This window comes from Streptomyces sp. NPDC048288 (assembly GCF_043201555.1).
GTDB lineage: Bacteria > Actinomycetota > Actinomycetes > Streptomycetales > Streptomycetaceae > Streptomyces.
In genome coordinates this window covers 531945-550505 of the sequence record NZ_JBICZD010000002.1, presented here as the reverse complement: position 1 = coordinate 550505, position 18561 = coordinate 531945, and the positions used below count along the sequence as shown (strand labels likewise).

Annotated in this window: 18 protein-coding genes and 1 pseudogene; 13 read left to right on the top strand and 6 right to left on the bottom strand. The window is 72.4% G+C overall.

Translation table 11 applies throughout. The annotated features are described in order from the left end of the window. Nucleotides 1–159: 159 nt before the first annotated feature. Together ACGFZS_RS08820 and ACGFZS_RS08815 are read left to right on the top strand one after the other, a co-directional pair. Nucleotides 160–1419 (top strand): sensor histidine kinase, encoded by a 1260-nt coding sequence (locus ACGFZS_RS08820; RefSeq protein WP_393794520.1) that lies wholly within the window; start codon nucleotides 160–162, stop codon nucleotides 1417–1419. A 7-nt stretch (nucleotides 1420–1426) separates the two neighbouring features. Continuing rightward, complete coding sequence (locus ACGFZS_RS08815) at nucleotides 1427–2092, top strand: response regulator (protein WP_393794870.1); 666 nt, start codon at nucleotides 1427–1429, stop codon at nucleotides 2090–2092. Here the strand turns inward: ACGFZS_RS08815 and ACGFZS_RS08810 are convergent, their stop codons facing one another. Further along, nucleotides 2093–3133, bottom strand: a complete 1041-nt coding sequence (locus ACGFZS_RS08810; RefSeq protein WP_393794519.1) for an NlpC/P60 family protein — start codon at nucleotides 3131–3133, stop codon at nucleotides 2093–2095. A 246-nt stretch (nucleotides 3134–3379) separates the two neighbouring features. Here ACGFZS_RS08810 and ACGFZS_RS08805 point away from each other — a divergent pair, with 246 nt between their 5' ends. Beyond that, nucleotides 3380–4429 (top strand): chitinase, encoded by a 1050-nt coding sequence (locus tag ACGFZS_RS08805; protein WP_393794518.1) that lies wholly within the window; start codon nucleotides 3380–3382, stop codon nucleotides 4427–4429. A 61-nt stretch (nucleotides 4430–4490) separates the two neighbouring features. Here the strand turns inward: ACGFZS_RS08805 and ACGFZS_RS08800 are convergent. Beyond that, a pseudogene (locus ACGFZS_RS08800) lies at nucleotides 4491–5579 on the bottom strand (right-handed parallel beta-helix repeat-containing protein); the annotation flags it as partial. A 286-nt stretch (nucleotides 5580–5865) separates the two neighbouring features. On the opposite strand from ACGFZS_RS08800, the gene ACGFZS_RS08795 reads away from it, so the two are divergent. Next, nucleotides 5866–6717, top strand: coding sequence for an LLM class F420-dependent oxidoreductase (locus tag ACGFZS_RS08795; protein WP_393794517.1), 852 nt, complete (start codon nucleotides 5866–5868; stop codon nucleotides 6715–6717). 300 nt (nucleotides 6718–7017) lie between these two features. On the opposite strand, the gene ACGFZS_RS08790 is transcribed toward ACGFZS_RS08795, so the two are convergent. The 3 genes from ACGFZS_RS08790 to ACGFZS_RS08780 all read right to left on the bottom strand — a co-directional run bounded on the left by ACGFZS_RS08790 (nucleotide 7018) and on the right by ACGFZS_RS08780 (nucleotide 9151). Then, nucleotides 7018–7647 carry a TOPRIM nucleotidyl transferase/hydrolase domain-containing protein gene (locus ACGFZS_RS08790; RefSeq protein ID WP_393794516.1) on the bottom strand — a complete coding sequence of 210 codons (630 nt, stop codon included), beginning with the start codon at nucleotides 7645–7647 and terminating at the stop codon, nucleotides 7018–7020. A gap of 66 nt (nucleotides 7648–7713) precedes the next feature. Next, nucleotides 7714–8727 (bottom strand): zinc-binding dehydrogenase, encoded by a 1014-nt coding sequence (locus tag ACGFZS_RS08785; RefSeq protein ID WP_393794515.1) that lies wholly within the window; start codon nucleotides 8725–8727, stop codon nucleotides 7714–7716. After that, nucleotides 8720–9151 (bottom strand): 4-oxalocrotonate tautomerase family protein, encoded by a 432-nt coding sequence (locus tag ACGFZS_RS08780; RefSeq protein ID WP_393794514.1) that lies wholly within the window; start codon nucleotides 9149–9151, stop codon nucleotides 8720–8722. Before ACGFZS_RS08780 ends, ACGFZS_RS08785 begins: the two co-directional genes overlap by 8 nt. Before the next feature lie 138 nt (nucleotides 9152–9289). Between ACGFZS_RS08780 and ACGFZS_RS08775 the strand changes: the two genes are divergently transcribed. The 7 genes from ACGFZS_RS08775 (at nucleotide 9290) to ACGFZS_RS08745 (ending at nucleotide 15867) form a co-directional block, all read left to right on the top strand. After that, the gene (locus ACGFZS_RS08775) at nucleotides 9290–9883 is read left to right on the top strand and encodes a TetR/AcrR family transcriptional regulator (protein WP_393794513.1); all 594 of its coding nucleotides are present in this window, start codon (nucleotides 9290–9292) and stop codon (nucleotides 9881–9883) included. A gap of 173 nt (nucleotides 9884–10056) precedes the next feature. Beyond that, a complete protein-coding gene (locus tag ACGFZS_RS08770; protein WP_393794512.1) occupies nucleotides 10057–10794 on the top strand; it encodes an HAD family hydrolase in 738 nt (245 codons plus the stop codon). 28 nt (nucleotides 10795–10822) lie between these two features. Next, on the top strand, nucleotides 10823–11803 hold the full coding sequence (locus ACGFZS_RS08765; protein ID WP_393794511.1) for a LacI family DNA-binding transcriptional regulator: 981 nt from the start codon (nucleotides 10823–10825) through the stop codon (nucleotides 11801–11803). A gap of 172 nt (nucleotides 11804–11975) precedes the next feature. Further along, nucleotides 11976–12818 (top strand): carbohydrate ABC transporter permease, encoded by an 843-nt coding sequence (locus ACGFZS_RS08760; protein ID WP_393794510.1) that lies wholly within the window; start codon nucleotides 11976–11978, stop codon nucleotides 12816–12818. Next, entirely contained in the window at nucleotides 12815–13627 is an 813-nt protein-coding gene (locus ACGFZS_RS08755; RefSeq protein WP_393794509.1) for a carbohydrate ABC transporter permease, read from the top strand. The genes ACGFZS_RS08760 and ACGFZS_RS08755 overlap by 4 nt, the downstream gene beginning before the upstream one ends. A 156-nt stretch (nucleotides 13628–13783) precedes the next feature. Next, nucleotides 13784–15172: an extracellular solute-binding protein gene (locus ACGFZS_RS08750; protein WP_393794508.1), complete on the top strand. Its 1389-nt coding sequence runs from the start codon at nucleotides 13784–13786 to the stop codon at nucleotides 15170–15172. Continuing rightward, nucleotides 15169–15867, top strand: coding sequence for a 2'-5' RNA ligase family protein (locus ACGFZS_RS08745; RefSeq protein WP_393794507.1), 699 nt, complete (start codon nucleotides 15169–15171; stop codon nucleotides 15865–15867). Before ACGFZS_RS08750 ends, ACGFZS_RS08745 begins: the two co-directional genes overlap by 4 nt. A 48-nt stretch (nucleotides 15868–15915) precedes the next feature. Here the strand turns inward: ACGFZS_RS08745 and ACGFZS_RS08740 are convergent, their stop codons facing one another. Beyond that, on the bottom strand, nucleotides 15916–16491 hold the full coding sequence (locus tag ACGFZS_RS08740; RefSeq protein WP_393794506.1) for a TetR/AcrR family transcriptional regulator: 576 nt from the start codon (nucleotides 16489–16491) through the stop codon (nucleotides 15916–15918). Between the two features lie 144 nt (nucleotides 16492–16635). Between ACGFZS_RS08740 and ACGFZS_RS08735 the strand changes: the two genes are divergently transcribed. Beyond that, nucleotides 16636–17655, top strand: a complete 1020-nt coding sequence (locus ACGFZS_RS08735) for an aldo/keto reductase (RefSeq protein WP_393794505.1) — start codon at nucleotides 16636–16638, stop codon at nucleotides 17653–17655. 22 nt (nucleotides 17656–17677) lie between these two features. Beyond that, nucleotides 17678–18553 carry an LLM class flavin-dependent oxidoreductase gene (locus ACGFZS_RS08730; RefSeq protein WP_393794504.1) on the top strand — a complete coding sequence of 292 codons (876 nt, stop codon included), beginning with the start codon at nucleotides 17678–17680 and terminating at the stop codon, nucleotides 18551–18553. The last annotated feature ends 8 nt before the right edge of the window (nucleotides 18554–18561 follow it).

The following is an 18561-nucleotide window of genomic DNA, read 5'->3' as shown; positions in this document are numbered from 1 at the left end:
TCCTGGGATCAGGGCACCGACGCTACGGACCGTGACCCCCCTCGGCCGATCCCGTGGGCCGCCCGGTTCCGGGTACAGCAGGCTGTACTTTCCTGGGCTGGAGGCGCCGTGCAACTGCCCTACGCCCTAGGGTCGTTGCCGACGGAGGAAGGAGCGCCGATGGCTGCCACGGGTGTGCGGGCCGAGGGCGTCAAGGCCCTTGCCGCACGGACGCTGCGGGCCGCGGGCGGGGCGCTCGGCGAACTGGTCGGCGGGCTCGGTACGGCCGCCCCGGCGTTCGGCCTGCTGCTTCTGCTCGCGGTGACGGCGGTGACCGCGCCGCTGGGCGTGGGCCTGCCGCTCGCCCCCCTCGCGCTGCGCGCCCTGCACGCCCTGGCCGGCCGGGAGCGGGAGCGGCTCGGGCGGCGCGGCCCCGAGGTGATCGCCCCGGATCCGCCGCCCGCCCGGCTGCGGCCGGCGCTCGCCGACCCCACCACCCGGCGCGAACTGCGCTGGCTGCTCCGGCACGCCACCGCAGGGCTGGCTTTGGGGCTGCTCGGCGTCTATCTGACGCTGTCCGCCGTACGGGACACGCTCTTCCCGCTGTACTGGCGGTTCTCGCCCGAGGACACGACCGCCACCTCCTTCGGCTACGGCGTCGCGCACTCCTGGCCGGACGCCTTCGCCGTCGGCGCGTTCGGCGTCGGGTCGATCGCCGTCATCCTCGGGCTGACCCCCGGGATGGCCCGGCTCCAGGCGGAGCCCGGACGACGGCTGCTGGCCGCCGGGCCCGGCCAGGACCTCTCCCTGCGGGTCGCCGAACTGACCGCCACCCGCGCCGCCGCCCTGGACGCGCACGCCACCGAACTGCGGCGCATCGAGCGGGCGTTGCACGACGGCACCCAGAACCGGCTGGTCTCGGTCACCGTGCTGCTGGGTGCCGCCCGCCGCCAGGTGGCCCGCGACCCGTCCCGCGCCGACGAGATCCTGGAGCGCGCCCAGTCCGCCGCCGAGCAGGCGCTGGCCGAACTGCGCACGGTCTCGCGGAGCATCCTGCCGCCGGTGCTCGACGACCGGGGCCTCGCCGGGGCCCTGTCGGGGCTGGCCGCCGAGTCGCCGGTGCCGTGCCGGATCGACGTCGACGCGCCCGAACGCTGTGCCGCCTCCGTCGAGGCGACCGCCTACTTCGTCGTCGCCGAGGCCCTCACCAACGTCGCCAAGCACAGCGGTGCGGAGCGGGCCTCGGTCACCGTGCGGGCCCGGGGCGGACGGCTCCGGCTGACCGTCAGCGACGACGGCCGGGGCGGCGCGGACCCCGACGGCGGCTCCGGGCTCACCGGCATCCGGCGCCGGGTCGCGGCGCACGACGGAATGCTGCGCCTGACCAGTCCGGTGGGCGGGCCGACGAACCTGGAGGTGGAACTGCCCTGTGGAATGTGACATGCCACTGCGCATCGTGATGGCCGAGGACGACCCGCTGCTCCGCGAGGGCCTCGCCCTCCTCCTGCGCGCCGAGGGCCTCGACGTGGCGGCCACCGCTGGCACGGCCGAGGCCGCCCTGGACGCCATCGACGCGCACCGCCCGGACATCGCGATCCTGGACGTCCGGATGCCGCCCACCCACACCGACGAGGGGATCCGCGCGGCCGTCGAGGCCCGGCGCCGCCACCCGGGGCTCGCCGTTCTCGTCCTGTCGGCGTACGTCGAGCAGAGCTTCGCGACGCAGCTGCTCACCGGCGGGGTCGGCGGGCTCGGCTATCTGCTCAAGGAACGGGTGGGCCGGGTCGAGGAGTTCCTCGACGCACTGCACCGGGTGGCGTCCGGCGGGACGGCCATCGACCCCGAGGTCGTCGCCCAGCTCTTCACCCGTTCCCGCCAGGACACCCGCCTGGAACGGCTCAGCCCGCGCGAGCGCGATGTGCTCGCCCTGATGGCCGAGGGCCTCGGCAACTCGGCGATCGCGGAACGGCTCGTCGTCACCGACGGCGCCGTGCACAAGCACATCCGGTCCATCTTCGCCAAGCTCGACCTGTCCCCGGCGGACCGGGTGGACCGCCGGGTGGCGGCGGTCCTGCACTACCTGGAGGACGCGCGCGTGCGCTCGCGCCAGTAGCTAGACGCGGACGCCGAACATGAACGGTCCGCCGATGGTGCTCATCGACTCGTAGCGGACGACGGTGCCGGTGCGCGGGGCGTGCAGGATCTGCCCGTTGCCCGCGTACAGGCCCACGTGGTGCAGGTCGTTGAAGAAGAAGACCAGGTCGCCGACCTGGAGGCCGGACGTCGAGTAGATCTTGGTGCCGATCGTCGACTGGGACTCGGAGGTACGGGGGATGGAGACCCCGGCCTGCGCGTAGGCCCAGGAGGTCAGGCCCGAGCAGTCGAAGGAGGACGGGCCGGTGGCGCCGTAGACGTACGGGGTGCCGATCTTCGTCTTGGCGGCGGCGAAGGCGGCGGCGGCCCGGCCGGTGGCGGAGGTGTCGCTGCCGAGGTCCACCCGCTCGCTGGAGGAGCGGCTGGCGCGCTCCTGGTCGGCGGCGAGGGCGGCCTTCTCGGCGGCGGTGAGGCTGTTGAGCAGCTTCTGCGCCTCGGCGAGCTTGCCCTGGACCTCCTTCTTCTTCTCCGCGAGTTCGGTCCGGGTGGCGGCCAGGTCCTTGAGCTTGCCGGTGGCCTCGGCCCGTTCCTGGGCCAGTTCGCGCTGCTTGGCCTGGATCTTCTTCAGCGTCTCGACCTGCTGGCTGCTCAACTGGTCGAGGGTGGAGGCCTTGTCCAGGTAGCTGTCCGGGTCGGAGGAGAGGAACAGCTGCAGGGACGGGTCGATGCCGCCGCTGCGGTACTGGGCGGTGGCCATGCTGCCGATGCCGTCCCGCAGGTCGTTCAGCTCGTCCTGGCCGCGTGCGACCGAGTCCTGCAGCGCGGATATCTGCTTCTGCAGCTTCTCCTGCTTCTCCTTGGCCCCGTTGAGCTTCTCGGTGGCCTGCTCGGCCTCCTCGTACAGCTTGTCGACCCGGGACTTGACCTCGTCCTTCTTGGGCTTGGCGGCGGGCGCGGCCTCGGCCGCCTGCGAGGAGAGGACCACGGCTGCCGCGGCGGCGGTGGTGAGCACGGTGACGCGAGCGCGGCTCGGCTGCTTGGGACGACGGTGGGACGCCACGGAGGCGAGCTCCTTCCGAGCGGATGAGTCGAGCAACGGGTCAGCCGGCGGGTCGGCTAGCGGGTCAACTAGTAGTACGAGCATCAGACATTAATGACTCACTAATGATCAGTTCAAATCTCCGCATGAAAAAAATCTGCCAGGGGTCTCCAACAGGGCTTCTTCGCCGACCGGGTTACGGGGTGCCCCGCCGGTGACTGTTAGGAACCTTGACAGTTAAGTGGTCTAGTCCAAATATGGGCGCCCATGAGACCCACCCGTGCCCTGCACGCCCTGACCGCAACCGCCCTGTCCGCCGCGCTCGTTGCCTTCGGGGCCGGCGCCGCGCACGCCTCGGCCCAGCACCGCGCGAAGCCCCTGCCCGCGCACGTCTCCGCCCCCTACTTCGAGGCCTGGACCGGCCAGAGCCCGGCCGCGCTCGCCGCCCGGTCCGGCAACAAGTACCTCACCCTCGCCTTCCTCCAGGCCCCCGCCGCGGGCTCCTGCACCGCCGACTGGAACGGCGACGCCACCCAGCCCGTCTCCCCCTCCGTCTTCGGCGCCGACATCGCCACCCTCCAGGCCCGCGGCGGCGACGCCATCCCCTCCTTCGGCGGCTACAGCGCGGACACCACCGGCACCGAACTCGCCGACAGCTGCACCGACGTGGACGCCATCGCCGGGGTCTACGAGAAGCTCGTCACGACGTACGGCATCAGCCGCATCGACCTCGACGTCGAGGCCGACTCCCTCGCGAACACGGCGGGCATCGACCGCCGCAACAAGGCGATCGCCCAGGCCGAGCGCTGGGCCGAACGCACCCACCGCCCGCTCCAGTTCTCCTACACCCTGCCGACGACCACCAAGGGCCTGGAGGCCGACGGCCTCGCCGTCCTCCAGAACGCCGTCGCCAACCACGCGCGCGTCGACGTCGTCAACATCATGACCTTCGACTACTACGACGGCGCCACCCACGACATGGCCACCGACACGAAGACCGCGGCGACCGGCCTCCACGCCCAACTGCACGCCCTCTACCCGCACAAGAGCGCCAAGGACCTGTGGGGCATGGTCGGCGTCACCGAGATGCCCGGCATCGACGACTACGGCCCCGCCGAGACCTTCACCACCCAGAACGCCGCCACCGTCGCCCGCTGGGCCGCCGCCCAGGGCATCGACACCCTCTCCTTCTGGGCCCTCCAGCGCGACAACGGCACCTGCGTCGGCACCGGCGGCTCCGACTCCTGCTCCGGAATCGCCCAGGACACCTGGTACTTCAGCCACACCTTCGCCCGCTTCACCGGCCCGCGCCGGTAGCGTCCCGGCCCGGGCATCCACAGGGTGTGGACGCCCGGGCCGAGGTGGGGGTGGGTGCGGGTCAGGGATTGACGACGGTTCCGCCGAAGGTGACGTTCAGTTTGCCGCTGGAGGCGAAGGACCAGCCGAGGGAACCGGAGTAGGAGGAGCACCGGGAGCCGTTGGTGCCCGTCCAGAACTGGTTCGTGCTGTCGGCGTCGCCCACGGTCTTGTCGTTGGAGCCGCTGACGGCGAACCGGCACGAGGTGTTGGTCCGGAACACCGAAGTCCCCTTGTCGAAGGAGAAGTTGCGCTCGGCGTTGTCGATGCCCACGTTGTTGGAGACGGTCATCGTGCCCGGGTTGCTGTTGTAGGTGAACCCGTGGTGGCCGTTGCCGTAGGCGATGTTGTGCTGGACCACGTGGTTGACGGCGATGTCGTCGCCGCCGAGCTTGAAGCCGTTGCGGTCGCCGTCCCCGCTCTGACTGCCGTCGCTGAGCGTGCCGTTGCCGTAGGAGAGCGAGTACTCGATGGTGACCGGGCCGATGGCGCCCGTGTCGGTCTTCGTGTACAGGTCCCAGCCGTCGTCGATGTTGTTGTGCGAGACGTCGTACCGGAACACGTTCCCGGTGCCCGTGGTCAGCTTGGCGGCGAAGCCGTCCGCGTCCTCGCCGTCGCTGTCGGCGTTGTCGTGCGACTCGGAGCTGACGACCAGGTTGTTCGCCGGCCACGCGCTGCTCGACGTGCTGGAGGAGATCCGCCCGAGCTGCAGCCCGGTGTCCCGGTTGTACGCGGTCACGACGCGCTCGACGACGTTGTTGCTGCCGCCGACGTAGATGCCGTTGTCGCCCGCGTGCTCGACCGTGAGGCCGTACAGGTGCCAGTAGTTGGCGAAGAGCTGGATGCCCCGGTTCGACGAACTCTCGCTCTGCGCCGAGAAGTCGAGCACCGGGGTCTCGCCCGGGTAGGCGGACAGGGTGGTGAGCGCGCCGGAGGAGCCGTTGGAACCGGCCGGGACGGTCACCGTGGACGAGTAGGCGTACGTCCCGCCGCGCAGGTAGATCGTGCCGCCGGCCGCGATCCGGCTGATCGCCGAGGAGAGGGTGGTCGGCGCCGACTGGGTGCCGGCCGCGCTGTCGGTGCCGCCCGGCGCCACGTACAGCACGCTGGACGCGGCCTGTGCGGGGGTTCCGGAGAGTGCGACGAGCGTGCCGGCGAGCAGGCCGACGGCCGCGATGACTGGTCTCACGTGCATCGTTCGTCTCCGTTCGGGTGCGGGTGTCGAGATACGGAAGGGTCAGAAAGCGCTTTCTCCGTGAAGCTAGAGAGGGTGTCGTGGGCGCGTCAAGAGTCATGTATGTAAAGGGTGTTCGCAGGTGTGATCGCGTGAGCGTCCCCGCCCGCGGTATTTCGATGGTGATCGGAATAGGTGCCGTGGGCCCTCCGTTGCCCCTGATATGACAGAGACCACAGGCAAGATCGACCTCGGTGCCGTCGGTGTGTGGCGCCACGACAGGACCGAGCCCGAACTGGCGGTCGCGCTGGAGAACCTGGGCTACGGCACCCTCTGGCTGGGCAACGCGTCCGTCGCGGACCTGGCCGGGATCGAGCGGCTGCTAGACGCCACCGAGCGCCTCGTCCTCGCCACCGGCATCGTGAACATCTGGGCCAACCCGGCGGAGGAGGTCGTCCACGCCTACCGGCGCATCGCCGAACGCCACCCGGACCGCTTCCTGCTCGGCATCGGCGCCGGGCATCGCGAGATGACCCAGGAGTTCGTACGGCCCTACCAGGCCCTCAACGACTACCTGGACGTCCTCGACGCGGGCGGCGTACCGGTGGCGCGCCGGGCGCTGGCCGCGCTCGGCCCCCGCGTCCTGCGGCTGGCCGCCGACCGCTCGGCGGCCGCACATCCCTACCTCGTCACCCCGGAACACACCCGCCAGGCTCGCGAGATCCTCGGCCCCGGCACCCTGCTGGCCCCCGAGCAGAAGGTGGTCCTGGAGACGGACCGCGCCCGGGCCCGCGCCACCGGCGACCTCACGCTCGGCCGCTACCTGGGCCTCGGCAACTACGTCGGCAACCTGCGTCGCCTCGGCTTCGACGACACCGACTTCGCGAACGGCGGCAGCGACCGCCTCTTCGACGCCCTGATCCTGCACGGCGGCCCGGCCGAGGTGGCGGCGGGCCTACGGGCCCACCTCGACGCCGGCGCCGACCACGTGACGCTGCAGCTTCTGACCGCCGACGGCTCGGACCCGCTTCCGGGGTACCGGGCGCTGGCGGGGGCGCTGGGGATCGGGGGCTAGGGGGACTGGGCCGGGGGCGGCGGTTAGGGGTTCCGTGGTACCGGGTTGCCCGGGGCGCCGGGGGTCCCCGGGGTGTTGGGGTGACCGGGTTATCGGGGCGTCGGGTTGCCCGTGGTGCCGTGGTCCTGGGCTATCGGGTGGCCCGGGGGCCGGGGGTCCCCAGGGCGCCGGTTTTGCCGTGGTGCCGGGTTGCCGAGGTGCCTGGATTGGCGGGTCGCCGGGGTGTCGGGCTGCCCGGATCGGTGGGTTGCCGGGTTGCCGGGTTGCCAGGCTGTCGGTGCGGTGGCCCGCGGACCCGGGTCAGAGGGTGGCGGGTAGGCCGTCGAGGAGGTCGTCGAGCGGTGCGGGTACGCGGTTCGGTTCCAGCGCCTCGACCAGGACCCGGCCGTAATGGATCTTCCGTCCCGACGTCGTGCCGAAGAAGCGGCGCAGCTGCTGCTGCGCGGTGCGGCCCTGCTGGGCGGGCTGGTTCAGGAAGGTGAGCAGGGGGCGTCCGTCGCCCTCGGCCCGGACCACCTCCGCGACCCGGGCCGGGCCGAGCGCGCGGATGAGCTCGTCCTCCAGGTCGGCGGCGCAGACGAAGAACCCGTGCTGTGCCGCACCGGCCCGCTCCAGACCCCGGGCGTAGTAGGGCCGCTCCCGCTCGTCGCACAGTCCCGTGAGCCGCAGCCCCAGTCCGGGCGGCCCGAGGAACCGGGCGAACCGCCCGACGTTCATCGCCCCGCCCATCGACAGGACGCAGACTCCCTCGCCCGCCAGATCCCGCCCCCGCCGTGCCGCGAGCGCATCGACGGCGGCGACATCACTGGGCCCCTCGACGAGCACGGCCACCCGCACCCCGAGCCGCTCGGCCAGCTCACGCGCGGGATCCCCGGGCCCGCCGCCCGCCCACCCGGCGACCGCCTCCCGGAACGCCCCCATGTTCGCCATGGGACGAGTCTCCGCCGCTCTCCGGCGCCGATGCCAGGGAATATCCGGTGTCTCCGGCGGACGACGTCAGTCCGCGTGCCGTACGAAGACCGGCTTGAGGTGCTTCTCCGGGAGGGCCTCCGGGAGCTGTTCCCAGTCCAGGACGTGGGAGACGACCCGCGCCGGGTCGACCTTGCCGGAGCGGGCCAGGGCGAGGGCGTCGGGGATGTGGTCGCGGACGTTGTCGCGGGCGACGCGCAACGTCACGCCGGTGAGGTACATGTCGAGGAGGGGGAGTTCGCCGGGGCGGAAGTGGTTGCCGGCCGACTCGCAGATGCCTTCCGGGGCGAGGGACCTGACGGCGAGGGCCAGTTGGCCGACCCGGCCCGTCGCCTCCACCGCGATGTCGAAGCCGTGGTGGACGGGCGACTCCAGGGTCTCCGCCGTGGCGGCGCCGAAACCCCGGGCGATCTCGCGGTGTCCGGGGTCGGGGTCGACGTAGAGGACGGTGGCGGCGCCCAGCGCGCGGGCGATGTCGACGACGTAGAGACCGATGCTGCCGCGGGCCACCACCAGGACCCGGGCTCCCGGCCGGCTCCTCAGGTGCGGGGCCACCAGGCGCCAGGACAGCGACCAGTTGTCGCTCGCCGAGGCCATCGCCACCGGGTCGAGGTCGGCGGGCAGCGGTACGAGCATGGCGTCCGCGTACGGCACCCGGACCAGGTCGGAGAAGAGGCCGCCCCAGGTGCCGCCGATCGGGGCGCCGTACATCGCCATGTGCGGTACGGCCGTGCAGTGGGCGGTGAGGCCGGAGCGGCAGTGGTCGCAGGTACCGCAGTTGACGGACCAGGGGACGACGACCAGGTCGCCCGGGGAGACGGTGGCGACGGAGTCGCCGGTCTCGACGACCCGCGCGACGCACTCGTGGCCGAGGGCGAACGGCGGGTCCAGGAAGCCGTGACCCGCGAGGATCGCGGTGTCCACGTCGCACGACGTCGCCGCGACCGGGGCGACGATCGCCTCCCCGTCGCCGCGCAGCTTCGGGTCCGGTGCCTCACGCCATTCCACGGTGTCGCGGGCGACGTAGGTCAGTTCACGCATCGGCCCGGTCGCCCTTCGCCAGCGCCACGAGGTCGGCGTACCGGACGACCGAGCCCCCCGCGCCCCAGGTGCCGTCCGGCTGCTCGTGGACCAGTACCCACACCCGCAGGGCGTCGGCCGCGGTGAGCCCGGCCGCTTCGAGGACGGTCCGGGTGGCGTCCTCGACCAGTCCGGCCCTGCGGCGCTCGGAGAGCGCGCCCTCGGGGACCGTGACGTCCACGAGGAAACGGGGCGCGTCGTCCTCGGCGGTGGTCTGGGCGCCCTCGGGCAGTTCGACGAGGTGGCTCCAGGCCTGGGCGCGGAAGAACGGCGTGTCGGGAGCGCCCTCCCAGCGCAGGAGTACGGCGGCCAGGTCGCGTTGGACGGTGCGGCGGCCCGCCTCGGTCAGGGAGCCGGTGGGGGCGGTGAGCCGGATCAGGGGCATGGGTGCCTCCTTGGGGGGACGGGGTTATGACAGTCGTTATAAGCGGAGGTCACGCTAGACTATGACGATCGTTATAGCCAGGGTTATAGCGAGCGTTATAGCCAGGGGGGCGGAAGAGGGATGGAAGGGGGCGGGGACTTGGCCGAGTCCAGCGGGACGCCGTCGCGCGAGCGCGTCGTGGCCGGTGCGGCCGATCTGATCAGCCGGCGCGGCCTGAACGCCACGAGCATCCGTGAGCTGGCGAAACACGCCAGGGCGCCGCTCGGTTCGACGTACCACTACTTCCCCGACGGCAAGCAGCAGTTGGCGACGGAGGCGGTGCGGTACGCCGGTACGTCCGTGGAACGGCTGCTGCGCAAGGAGTTGGACGCCGGGCCGGTCGCCGGGCTGCGGGCCTTTCTGGAGCTGTGGCGGGGGATCGTCGTGGCGAGCGGCTTCCGGGCCGGCTGTCCCGTCCTCGCCGTCTCGGTCGAGGAGCCGCCGGCGGGCGACGAACTCCCTCCCTCGCTCCTCGCCGCGGCCGAGGCGTTCGAGAACTGGGAGCGCCTGCTCGCCGAGTCCCTGCGGAGCCATGGGGCCGCCGACCGGGCCCCCGAACTGGCGACCCTCGTCGTCGCCTCGGTCGAGGGCGCGATCGCGATGTGCCGCGCCCGCCGGGATACGGAGCCGCTGGACCGGGTGGCCCGCCAACTCGAGACACTGATCGGCGCCGCGCTGACCGGCCCGGCGTGATGGGCCCGGCGTGACGGGTCCACGGTGACGGGTCCACGGTGACGGGTCCACGGTGACGGGTCCGGCCTGGCGGGTCCGGTCCGCGGAGGCGTGCCGCGAGGGCGTGCCGCCGGGCATGGATAGACTCCGCCCGCACCACACGGACTCGGCGGCCGTGCCGCTATCATCCGGATGTGGAACGTTCCCAAAGTGAATCGCCGGATCTGCCGCCGGACCTGTCGGCTGACCCGCCGTCGGACCTGTCCCCGGATCTCCCGCCGGCCCTACGGCCGCCGACCCCGTCGTCGACCCCGTCGTCGACCCCGTCGTCGACCATCGTCGTATGGGACCTCGGCGGTGTCCTGGCCCCCTCCGGCCGTGCCCTGACCGCGCTGGCCGACGCGCTCGACGTGTCGGAGTCCGTGCTCGCGGAGCCGTACTGGGCCCATCGGGACGCGTACGACCTCGGCGGTTCGGCCGCCGACTACTGGGGGCGGATCGGTGCGGCGCTGGGGCGTCCGCTGGACGCGGAGTGGGTCGAGCGGCTGGACCGGATCGACTCGGACGGATGGGCGGCGATCGCGGACGAGTCGGCCGCGCTGCTCGGCCGGCTCGCCGCGCGCGGAACGCCCCTGGGGGTCCTCTCCAACGCCCCCGCCTCACTGGCGGCGGCCGTCCGGCGGGCCGGGTGGAGCAGGCGTTTCGAGACGCTCGTCTTCTCCTGCGACCTCGGACTGATGAAGCCCGACCCGCAGGTCTACCGGGGTGCCGGGGAACGGCTCGGGCGGGCACCGTCGGACGTGGTGTTCTTCGACGACCGCACGGAGAACGTCGAGGCCGCCCGGGCCCACGGCTGGCGCGCCCATGTGTGGACCGGCGCGGCCGCGGCCACCGCGGTGCTCGCCGCGGAGGGTGTGCTGATCGATGGCTGACCGGCCGAGAAACCCGACGATCATAGACGTGGCCCGGCAGGCCGGGGTGTCCAAGTCCGTCGTCTCCCGTGTCGTCTCCGGGCGCGGGAGCGTCGGGGAGGAGACCCGGCAGCGGGTCATCAGGGCCGCCCAGGAACTCGGTTACGTCGTCAACGCGTCCGCACGGGCGATGGTGGCGCACCGGACGTACACCGTGGGCGCGTTCGTGCGGGACGCGGCCACTCCCTTCTACGGCCACCTCCTCACGGCCATGCAGGAACGCGCTGCCTTCCACGGCTACCGGGTGGTCACCGCCACCGGGTCCGGCCGGTTCGAGGTGAGCGACGAGTACCGCGCCCTGGAGACCCTCGCGATGCTGCGCGTCGAGGCGCTGCTCGTGTGCAGCGGGCTGCTGCCCAGCGAGCGGATCGTCCCCTTCGCGGCGCGGCTGCCGACCGTGGTGGCGGGGCGTCCGGAGACCCATCCGAGCATCACCAGCGTCTACTGCGACGAGGACGAGGGCGGCACGGCGCTGGCCGACCACGTCCTGGAGCTGGGGCACCGCGAGGTCGCGGTCGTGACGGTGCCGACCAGCAAGTCCGTGACGCTGGGGCCGCGTACGGCGGCCATGGTCCGGCGGCTGCGGGAGGGCGGGGCCCGGGTGCTGGAGGTCGGGGAGCGGCCCCGGGAGTCGGCCGGCGCGATGGCGGCCGAGGTGCTGCGGCGGCCCGGGATCACCGCGGTGATGGCCCCGAGCGACCGGCACGCGGTCGCCCTCATGGAGCAGTTCCGGCTGCGCGGCGTGGATGTGCCGGGGGACCTCTCCGTCACCGGTTACGACGGTATCGGCGAGCTGGCGACGTCCCTGATCGGCCTGACGACCTGGCGCCAGCCGATCGGCCTGATCGGCAGCCGGGCCGTGGACGCGCTGGTGCAACTCCTGGACGGCGAACAGCCGCCGGACCACCACGAGTCGCTCCCGGGCTCCCTGGTGACGGGCCGCACGACGGCACGGCCGACGCCCGCGTGACCGGCTGACCTGGCCGCCATCGGACTGTCGGGCCGTCTGACCGGATTTTGCCGACTGTTCACCCAACCGGTGCTGTCCTCGTCCGGCCTCGAATGGGAACGTTCCACACATGCTTGGGAACGTTCCACTTCGCGCCGGCCGCCGACTCCGCGGCCGACTGGCAGGGCCGCTCATGGTCCTGCCGTGCGTCGTACTGCTGCTCGTCTTCGCGTACTGGCCGGTCGTCCGGGGCGTCGTCCTGAGCCTGTACGACAGCGACCTCCTCGGCGACCCGACCGTCTTCGTCGGCGCCGCCCACTACGTCGACCTCGTCACCGACCCCGACCTGCGGCGGGCCCTGCTCGCCACCGGCGCCATCGCCGGGCTCAGCGTCCTGCTCTCGGTCGGCGGCGCGCTCGCCGCCGTACTCCCGCTGCGCCGGGCGGCGGCCAGGCCGCGGGCCGTGGTGTCGGTGCTCCTCTCGCTGCCCTTCGCCTACTCCGCGGCGGCCTCCGCGGCCGTGTTCGCGGGCCTGTTCGCCCCGGCCGTCGGCACGCTCAACGAGGTGCTGGCCCACCTCGGGATCACCGGCCCGGAGTGGCTGCGCTCGCCGGGCTGGGCCGTCCTCGCGATCTCGATCGCCACCGCCTGGTACGAGTTCGGCTTCGCCTTCCTCGTCCTGCTGGCCGCGCTGACCCAGCTCGACCAGTCGGTCATCGAGGCGGCGGCGCTGGACGGTGCGGCGGGGCTGCGGCTGGCCCGGTCGGTGATCGTCCCGATGCTCCGCCCGAGTCTGGTCTTCCTCCTCGTCACCCAGACCATCAGCGGACTGCAGGTGTTCACCCAGGTCCAGGTGCTGACCCGGGGCGGACCGGCCGGGGCGACGTCGACCCTGGTGTACGAGCTGTACCGGCGCGCCTTCGGCGAGGCGCTGCCCCAGGTCGGCTCGGCCGCCACGCTCGCGGTGGTGCTGTTGCTGCTCGTCCTCGCCGTCACCGCCGTCCAGTTCCGGGTGCTGAGGAGGTGGGCCGCGTGAAACTCTCCTCCGTACTGCGGTGGTCGTGGCTCGCCACGGTGGTGGTGATCGTCGCCTTCCCGGTGTACGTCACCGTCGTCACGGCGCTGCTGCCGCCGTCGGACGTCGTGGCGGGCCGCCTCATACCGGTGCCGGGCCGGCTGACCCTGGGCAACCTCCGTACGGCACTGGACTCGGCCCCGCTCGCCCGCCAGTACGGCGTGAGCGTGGCCGTCACGGTGCTCCAGTCGGCCGCGCAACTGGTCACGGCCGCGCTGGCCGCGTACGCGCTGGTGTTTCCCCGGTGGCGGGGGCGGGGGCTGGCCTTCGGCCTGGTCCTGGCGACGCTCGCGTTCCCCGGGGAGAGCCTGGTCATCCCCAACTTCGAGACGGCGACGGCACTGGGGCTGCGGGACACGCTGCTCGGGATCGTCGTGCCGTATCTCGCCGCCGGATACGCCGTGTTCCTGCTCCGGCAGGCGTTCCTCGCGCTGCCGAGGGAGGTGTGGGAGGCGGCCCGGCTGGACGGGTGCGGGGAGGTGCGGGCGCTGGTGCACGTCGTACTGCCCATGGCCCGGCCGCAGTTGATCACCGCGGCGATGTGGTGCGCGTTGTCCGCGTGGAACGGGTACTTCTGGCCGCTGCTCATCACGGACTCGCCGACCCGGCGGACCGTGCAGGTGGGGCTGGCCCAACTGGTCGTCGACCAGGCGACGTCGCCGGCGGTGATCTACGCGGGGACGCTGCTCGTGCTGCTGCCGACGCTGGTGCTGGTGCTGTTCGGACAGCGGTTCCTGGTGCGGGGGCTGGCGGCGAGGGTCACGACCTGAGCGCCGTCGGAACGGCCTGCGCGTGACCGGCCGCAGATCGAAACATCGATACATCGAAACACAGTCCCGATCCAGTCCCGACACAGTCCCGACCCAGTCCCGCGCCGCTGCCGGGGCGCTGTGAACACCGTTCGTATCAAGACAAGGAAGTTCGTCATGCCCGTACGTCCCAGACGACCGCACATCGCAGCCGCCTGTCTCACCACCACCCTCGCGCTCGCCCTCACCGCCTGCGGAAGCTCCGACGGCGGCGGTACGGCCTCCGGCGCCGCCCCCGGACCCTCCGCCCTCGCCGCCGCCGAGGGAGCCGTGACCGTCACTCTCTGGCACGGGCTCGGCGGTCCGGCGGGTGAGGCCTTCCAGAAGGAGATCGACGCCTTCAACAAGGCCAACAGCGGGAAGATCGTCGTCAAGGCGTCCTTCCAGGGCAGCTACGCCGACGCCGTCGCCAAGTACACCTCCGCCGTCCGCAACGGCGGCACCCCGTCGGTCATGGTCACCAACGACATCACCACCGGCTATCTGCGCGACGCCGGGCAGACCGTCTCCGCCCAGGCCATGGCGGCCGCCAATCCGAAGGACCTCGACCTCGACAAGCTCCGCCCGGCCGCCCGCAGTTACTACACGGCCGACGGCAAGCTGCTCGCCGTACCGCTGAACACGTCGATGCCGCTGCTGTACGTCAACGACAAGCTGCTGGCGAAGGCCGGCGTGGACCGGTCGACGCTCGGCACGCTGAGCGGGGTCGCCGCGGCCGCCCGCAGGATCCATTCCGCGGTCCCCTCCGTCAAGGGCATCGACCAGCCCTTCGACGACTGGTGGTTCGAGCAGCTCACGGCCGCCGCCGGGGAGCCGTACTGCACGCCGGACAACGGCCGGAAGGGCGACGGCGCCACGGCCGCGTCGCTGACCGGTGCGGCTCAGCGGACCGCGATCGGGACCATGGCCAAGCTGTACACCGACGGCGTCGCCCTCGACACCGGCACCGACGGGAACGCGGCGCTGTCCGCCTTCGCCGCCGGCAAGACCGCGATGATGTTCAACTCCAGCGGTGCCATCGGCGGTCTGGCCGAAGCGGGGATGAAGGGCTACACCGCGCTGCCGTATCCGCTCTCCTCGTCCTCCGCGGGGGCCGCGATCGGCGGGGCCGCGATGTGGGTGGACCAGGCCGGGCACAGCGCGGCCGAGCAGGTGGCGAGCTGGAAGCTGATCAGCTACCTGGCCTCCGCGCCGGCCCAGGAACGGTTCGCCGAGGCCTCCGGATACGCGCCGATCAACACGGACGTCGACGACTCGGCGACCTGGAAGGCGTTCCTCGCGAAGAACAAGCCGTACGCCGTGCTCGCGAAGCAGTTCGCCGACACCCCGGCGACGACGGCCACCTCCGGCTGCCTCAGCGGGGCCATGCCGGGGGTGCGGGACGTGGTCGTGCCCCAGATGCAGCAGGCGTTCAGCGGGAAGGTCCCGCTGGACAGCGCGCTGAAGGCCGCCGAGAAGGCGGCGACGGAGAAGATCCAGGACTACCGGAAGCAGGCAGGACAGTGACTGAGACGCGCCACGTGCCGGGACTGACCGACATCGACATCGAGGTCAGGGCCGCGGCCCGCTTCGACCGGGCCGCCGGTGACCCGTACCGCTACGGCGTCTACCTCCGCCCCGACCCCGCGACCTGCGCCGCGGTCACCGCCGTGACGGGGCAGCTGCGGGCGCAGTACGGGTTCGTGTCGGCGGGCGCCTTCCCGCCGCACGCGACCCTGGTGGGCAGCCGGCACATCCCGGTCCCGGAGGCGGAGATCACTGCCGCGGTGACCCGGGCCCTGAACGGCGCCACCGCCTTCACCGTCCACAACGCGGGGGTACGGCGGCAGGGCGTCGGCCTGGTCTACGACGTCGCCCACCTCGCGGACGGCACTACCCCGAACACGGCGTTCACGGAACTGGCCGCACGGGTCGACGAGGCCGTCGTCCCCCTTCAGGCCCCGGCCCCGAACCCGGCGGACCACAGCTTCGACGCGAGCGCCTTCCGGCCGCACCTGTCCCTGCTGTCCCACGACATGTATGTACGACCCGACCTGCTGGAGGAGGCCGACGAGTACGTCCGGGGCCTGCCGGTGCCCTTCCCGGACAGCTTCCCGGGCGACACCGTCACCCTCTACCGCACCGCCAGCGAGGACTGGACGGGCCGCTGGTGGACGACCCTGACCTGGGACCACGTCCACACCTGGCGCCTGCCGCGCTGACGACGCGGCAGCCGAAGGCACCGTGGCCGACCCCCCGGGCCGCCCGCGTCACCTGCGGCTCAGCCCCGTGACCAGGATGCCGACCAGGCGGCGGGCGTCGTAGCCCGGGTCGTTCTCGGCGCCGATGCAGAGGTTGCCGACGCCGCGCATCAGCTCGTACGCCGTCAGGTCGGAGCGGATCTCGCCGGACTCGGTCGCCGCGTCGAGGAGCCGGGTGCAGACGGGGACGAGGCGGTCCAGGAAATAGGTGTGGAGGGTGTCGAAGCCCGCCTGGTCGGAGTGGAGGGCGGCGGCGAGACCGTGCTTGGTGGCGAGGAAGTCCACGAAGAGGTCGATCCACCCGCGCAGTGCGTCGTACGGGCTCGGCGCGCCGGCCAGCAGGGCCGGCCCGGCCTCGGCGCAGGCCTCCACCTGGTGCCGGTAGACGGCGATGATCAGGTCGGCGCGGGTCGGGAAGTGCCGGTAGATGGTGGCCGTGCCGACGCCCGCCCGGGCCGCGATGTCGCGGACCGGCGCCTCCACGCCCGAGGCGACGAACGCCGCGGCGGCCGCTTCCAGCAGGGTCGTCTCGTTGCGCCGGGCGTCCGCCCGCCGGGGCCGGGCCGACTGGTCCTCGTTCTTCATCGTGCGCTCCCTCCGCCGTCACCCTATCGGGGCGTTGCTAAACGGGACAGTGTTCCGTATCGTCGAAGACGTGAAACGGGACATCGTCCCGCTTCTCACGGAACACTGTCCCGTTTATGCGGACGTCATGCGAGGAGACCGGTCATGCAGTACCGCACCTTGGGCCGTACCGGAGTGCAGGTCAGCGCGCTCGCGCTCGGCGCGATGAACTTCGGCGCGATCGGGCGCACCGGCCAGGAGGAGGCGACCGCGATCGTCGACGCCGCCCTGGACGCCGGGATCAACCTGATCGACACCGCCGACATGTACGGGGAGGGCGAGTCGGAGGAGATGGTGGGCAAGGCCATCGCCGGCCGCCGGGACGACATCGTGCTGGCCACGAAGGCGGGCATGCCGATGGGCGAGGAGCGCAACCACCGGGGCGGATCACGGCGTTGGCTGGTCACCGGGCTGGAGAACAGCCTGCGGCGACTCGGCGTCGATCACGTGGACCTCTACCAGATACACCGCTGGGACCCGGCCACGAGCGACGAGGAGACCCTCTCGGCGCTGACCGATCTGCAACGCGCGGGAAAGATCCGTTACTTCGGCTCCTCGACCTTCCCGGCCCACCGCATCGTGCAGGGCCAATGGGCCGCCCGCGAGCACCACCTGAGCCGGTACGTCACCGAACAGCCCAGCTACTCCCTACTCCAGCGCGGCGCCGAGGCCCATGTGCTCCCGGTGACCGAGGAGTACGGGATGGGCGTGCTGGTGTGGAGCCCGCTGGCCTCGGGCTGGCTGTCGGGCGCCGTGCGCAGGGGCCGTGCCATCGCCACCAGCCGGTCCCGGTTCCTGCCCGACCGCTTCGACCTCACCGTGCCCGCCAACCAGGCCCGGCTCGACGCCGTGGAGCGGCTGGCCGCCGTCGCCGACGAGGCAGGGCTGACCCTGATCCAGCTCGCCCTCGGCTTCGTCACCGCCCACCCCGGCGTCACCAGCGCCCTCATCGGCCCCCGCACCCCCGACCACCTCCGCTCCCAGCTCGCCGCCGCCGACACCGTGCTCTCCGCCGACGTCCTCGACGCGCTCGACGCGATCGTCGCCCCCGGCACCGACCTGGCCGCCCACGAGAAGTTCGACACCCCGCCCGCCCTGCTCGACCCGACTCTGCGCCGCCGCTGACCGACGGCAGAGAGGCCCCCTCATGACACCCTCTTCACCACCCCGCTTCGGGATCATGACCGCCCCGATGCAGGTGTCCTACGAGGACATCCTGCGGGTCTGGCAGGAGGCGGACGAGATCCCCGAGATCGAGCACGCGTGGCTCTTCGACCACCTCATGCCCATCGGCGGCGACCCCGACGGACCGGTCCACGAAGGCTGGACGCTGCTGTCCGCCCTGGCCGCCCGGACACGGCGGCTGCGCCTGGGGATCCTGGTGACCAGCAACCGTTTCCGGCCGCCCGCGATACTGGCCAAGATCGCCACGACCGTCGACGTCGTCTCCGACGGCCGCCTCGACTTCGGCATCGGCGTCGGCTCACGCCCGAACCCGCCCGAGGCCCGGCGCGAATACCCGGCGTACGGCCTGCCCTTCACCGATCCCGCCCAGGCCGTCGAGAGCCTCGCCGAGTCCTGCGCCCTGATCCGCCGCCTGTGGACGGCCCCCGAGCCCTTCGACTTCCACGGCACCCACCACCGCCTCACCGGAGCGTTCGCCAACCCGAAACCCGTCCAGCGCCCCCACCCGCCGATCCTGATCGGCGGCCGCTCCTCGGCGACCCTGCGCGTGGTCGCCGAACACGCCGACCTCTGGAACATCCCCGGCGGCGACATCGAGGACTGCGTCCGCCGCAGCGCCCTCCTCGACCGCTACTGCACCGAACTCGGCCGCGACCCCGCCGAGATCACCCGCTCCATGCACCTCCCCGTCTCCTACACCCACCCGGAGACCACCCGCACCGCCATCGCCGAGGCCCTCGACGCAGGCTTCCACCACCTCGTCCTCGGCCTGCCCGCGCCCTACCCGCAGGGCGTCGCCCGGTGGGTGGCCGACGAACTCATGGCCAAGTCGGCCTGACACGGCGG

Coding starts and splice junctions, on each gene's coding strand:
- ACGFZS_RS08820 (WP_393794520.1), top strand. CDS start 160: ATGGCTGCCACGGGTGTGCGGGCCGAGGGCGTCAAGGCCCTTGCCGCA.
- ACGFZS_RS08805 (WP_393794518.1), top strand. CDS start 3,380: ATGAGACCCACCCGTGCCCTGCACGCCCTGACCGCAACCGCCCTGTCC.
- ACGFZS_RS08795 (WP_393794517.1), top strand. CDS start 5,866: ATGACAGAGACCACAGGCAAGATCGACCTCGGTGCCGTCGGTGTGTGG.
- ACGFZS_RS08790 (WP_393794516.1), bottom strand. CDS start 7,647: ATGGCGAACATGGGGGCGTTCCGGGAGGCGGTCGCCGGGTGGGCGGGC.
- ACGFZS_RS08785 (WP_393794515.1), bottom strand. CDS start 8,727: ATGCGTGAACTGACCTACGTCGCCCGCGACACCGTGGAATGGCGTGAG.
- ACGFZS_RS08780 (WP_393794514.1), bottom strand. CDS start 9,151: ATGCCCCTGATCCGGCTCACCGCCCCCACCGGCTCCCTGACCGAGGCG.
- ACGFZS_RS08760 (WP_393794510.1), top strand. CDS start 11,976: ATGGTCCTGCCGTGCGTCGTACTGCTGCTCGTCTTCGCGTACTGGCCG.
- ACGFZS_RS08750 (WP_393794508.1), top strand. CDS start 13,784: ATGCCCGTACGTCCCAGACGACCGCACATCGCAGCCGCCTGTCTCACC.
- ACGFZS_RS08740 (WP_393794506.1), bottom strand. CDS start 16,491: ATGAAGAACGAGGACCAGTCGGCCCGGCCCCGGCGGGCGGACGCCCGG.
- ACGFZS_RS08735 (WP_393794505.1), top strand. CDS start 16,636: ATGCAGTACCGCACCTTGGGCCGTACCGGAGTGCAGGTCAGCGCGCTC.
- ACGFZS_RS08730 (WP_393794504.1), top strand. CDS start 17,678: ATGACACCCTCTTCACCACCCCGCTTCGGGATCATGACCGCCCCGATG.